Source organism: Corynebacterium sp., from assembly GCF_012837295.1.
In the GTDB taxonomy this organism is placed as follows: domain Bacteria; phylum Actinomycetota; class Actinomycetes; order Mycobacteriales; family Mycobacteriaceae; genus Corynebacterium.
The window spans coordinates 1-3,204 of sequence record NZ_DURI01000093.1 but is presented as its reverse complement, the minus strand read 5'-3'; the positions used below and the strand labels follow the sequence as shown (position 1 = coordinate 3,204).

The 3,204-nt window shown below is 69.0% G+C and carries 2 protein-coding genes; both read left to right on the top strand.

Features of this window, described 5'->3' with window-relative positions:
* Positions 1–17: 17 nt before the first annotated feature.
* Positions 18–2,012: a galactan 5-O-arabinofuranosyltransferase gene (locus GX015_RS03065; protein ID WP_291342719.1), complete on the top strand. Its 1,995-nt coding sequence runs from the start codon at positions 18–20 to the stop codon at positions 2,010–2,012.
* Between the two features lie 110 nt (positions 2,013–2,122).
* Positions 2,123–3,204 (top strand): arabinosyltransferase domain-containing protein (locus tag GX015_RS03060; RefSeq protein ID WP_291342718.1); only part of this gene is annotated, 1,082 nt, incomplete at its 3' end.

Below are 3,204 nucleotides of genomic sequence, written 5' to 3'. Positions count from 1 at the left end.
TGTGGGAGACTGGTCCCATGTCAGAAAGCACTGCGCCGCCGAGCCCGGCGGCGGCCACGGCAACGAAGGCCCCGCACGACCACCGGGACAACCCGTTCGCCACGGACCCCGTGGGCGAGGTCTTCGCCGACGACCAGCTGTCGCTGAAGCACGCGGCGCTGGGCATGTTCGCGGCTGCCGTCGGCGGCGCGATCGTGGCGTTCGTCGCGTGGTTCGTGCTGCACCGGATCTCGCTGCCGGCGTTCGGCGGATCGATGGTCACGCGGGCGATCTCCTCCGCCGTGACCGTGGTCCTGCTGCTGGCCGTCACGGTGCTGCTGTGGTTCTGGGCCACCCGCGGCGCCGGCGCCCGCCCCCGCTGGATGGAACTGCTCACCTACGTCGTGTCCTACTTGTCGCCGGCCGCGCTGGTCGCGTCGACCCTGGCCATCCCGCTGGGGTCGGCGCGCCTGTATCTCGACGGAATCAGCGTCGACCAGGAGTTCCGCACCGAATACCTGACCCGCATGACCGCGGAATTCGGGCTCAACGACATGGCGTACATCGACATCCCGTCGTACTACCCCGCCGGCTGGTTCCTGGCCGGCGGCCGTCTCGCCGACCTGCTGGGCATCCCCGGCTGGGAGGTTTTCCAGCCGTGGGCGCTGATCACGCTGGCCGCGGGCGGTTCCCTGCTGGTCCCGGTGTGGCAGCGGCTGTCCGGTTCGCTGCCCGTGGCGGCGGGCATCGCGCTGCTGACGACGGCCATCGCCATCTCCACCACTGCCGACGAGCCCTACGCCGCCGTCGTGGCCATGGGCCTGCCGCCGCTGGCCGTCATGGCCCGCCGCGCACTGGCCGGCGCGTGGTCGGCGACGGTGGGCGTCATCGTCTTCCTGGGATTCTCCGCGACGTTCTACACGCTCCACACCGCCGTCGGCGCCCTCATCGTGATCACGCTGACCATCGCGGTCTGTGCGGCGGAGAGGTCCTGGCGGCCCGTCGCAAAGCTCGTTTTGATGGGCGCGGGTTCCATGCTCATCGCCGCCACGGTGTGGGCCCCCTACCTATGGGCCACGCTGACCGGCGCGGCGTCGTCTGGCGCGACCGCCATGAACTACCTGCCCGACAACGGAGCGCGCGTGCCGCTGCCCATGTTCGCCGCGTCAGTCATCGGCCTGATGTGCCTGCTGGGCCTGATCTGGATGATGGTGCGCGTGCTCGAACCCGACACCCGGGCCATGATCATCGGTCTGGCCGTGATGTACGGCTGGGTGGTCGCGTCGATGATCGCCACGCTGGCCGGGCGGACCCTGCTGGGCTTCCGGCTGGAGGCGCCGATCACCCTGATGCTGGCGACGGCCGGCGTGTTCGCCATCGCCGACATGAAGCTCAACGGGGTCGAAAAGCTGTGGCCCGCCGCCGTGCGCCCCGCCGCCGCGCGCGCCATCAGCGCCGTACTCGCGATGGTGATCTTGCTCGCAGGCGTCGGTTACGCCCAGTCGATCCCCACCCGCCTCCACGGGCCGATCGATCTGGCCCACACCGACACCGACGGATACGGCGAGCGCGCCGACCGTTTCGCGCCCGACGCCGGCAAGTGGTTCCCCGAAATCGACCGCGTCCTGCGCGAGTCCGGGCTGGAGCCGACGGAGTCCGTGGTGCTCACGGATGAGCGCAATTTCCAGGCGTTCTTCCCCTATTACTCGTTCCAGGCCCTGACCAGCCATTACGCCAACCCCTTGGGCGAATTCGACCGGCGCAACGCCGCCATCGAGGAATGGGCGGCCATCACCGACCCCGACGAACTGGTCAACGCGATGGACGCCGACCCGTGGCGGGGGCCCGACGCGATCATCGTCCGCGGCGACGCGTCCGACCCCGACGGGCGTTTCACCATTGACCTGGCCGACGACATCTACCCCAACAATCCCAACGTCCTTTTCCGCGGGGTCGCCTTCGACCCGGCCGCGTTCGAGAAGCATTGGAAGGTTACCCAAAAGGGGCCTTTTGTCATCCTGATTAGGCAATAGGGGCCTTTTCCGTAAACTGTGTTTCCGTGTCTGCCGAAACCAGTGAAATCAAACGGAGCCCGGATCCCGACGAACCCGTGGTGACCGTGGACCGGATCGAACGCCCGCCGATGGACGGACCGAAGCCCACCAAGGGCGTTCGGCTCGCGGCCATCGCCGCGGGCATCATCGGTTTCCTGTGCTTCGTCGCGCTGCCCTTCCTCCCGGTGACCCAGACCCAGTCGTCGCTGAGCTGGCCCCAGAACGACAGCCTGAACTCGGTCGACGCGCCCCTGATGGCGCAGGCCCCGATCTCGCTGTCGATGGACGTGCCGCTGTCGCTGGTCGACGAGCTGCCGGAGGGCCGCACGCTGCTGGTCGGCACCCTGCCGCCGGATTCGAAGGACCCGACCGCCGAGGGCCTGCAGGTCCGCCGCGTCAACGGCTCCGTCGACGTCGTCGTCCGCGACCGCGCGGTGCTGTCCCTGAACCAGGACGAGCTGGAGGCGAACCGGGACGGGATCCTGTCCATCCGCTCCACGCACGAGTCCACCGAGGCGTTCGTCGACGGCGCCGTCGACGAGGAGGGCGAGCCGCTGCGCGGCGTCGTGGAGGAGGACATCCGGCCGCAGACAGTCGGCATCTACACCTCCCTGCCCGCCGACGGCGACGCGGCGGCCGCCGTGGCCGCGGGCCTGAACGTCGACATGGAGATCGACAGCCGGTACACGTCGAAGCCGACGATCATCAAGTACATCGTCATGTGGCTCGGCCTGCTGCTGGCCCTGGTGTCGTTGTGGACGCTGTGGCGCATCGACAAGGTCGACGGTTCCTCGCCGACCCCGTGGCTGCGCAAGGACGCCTGGCGCGTCCGCCCGCTCGACGCGCTGGTCGGCTTCATCCTCGTCGTCTGGCACTTCATCGGCGCGAACACCTCCGATGACGGCTACATCTTCACCATGGCCCGCGTCTCCGACGAGTCCGGGTACATGGCCAACTACTACCGCTGGTTCGGCGCCCCCGAATCTCCCTTCGGCGCCCCGTACTACGACCTGTTGGCGCTGATGGTCAAGGTGTCCACGGCATCCGTGTGGATGCGCCTGCCCGCGCTGATCGCCGGCCTGGCGATCTGGTTCGTGCTCTCCCGCCTGATCATCCCGCGCCTGGGCCGCGACATCGCCGAGCGCCGCGTGGCCTACTGGTCCGCCGCCGG

Excerpts from the sequence above, each read along its gene's own strand:
- GX015_RS03065 (WP_291342719.1), top strand. The coding sequence starts at position 18 with ATGTCAGAAAGCACTGCGCCGCCGAGCCCGGCGGCGGCCACGGCAACG.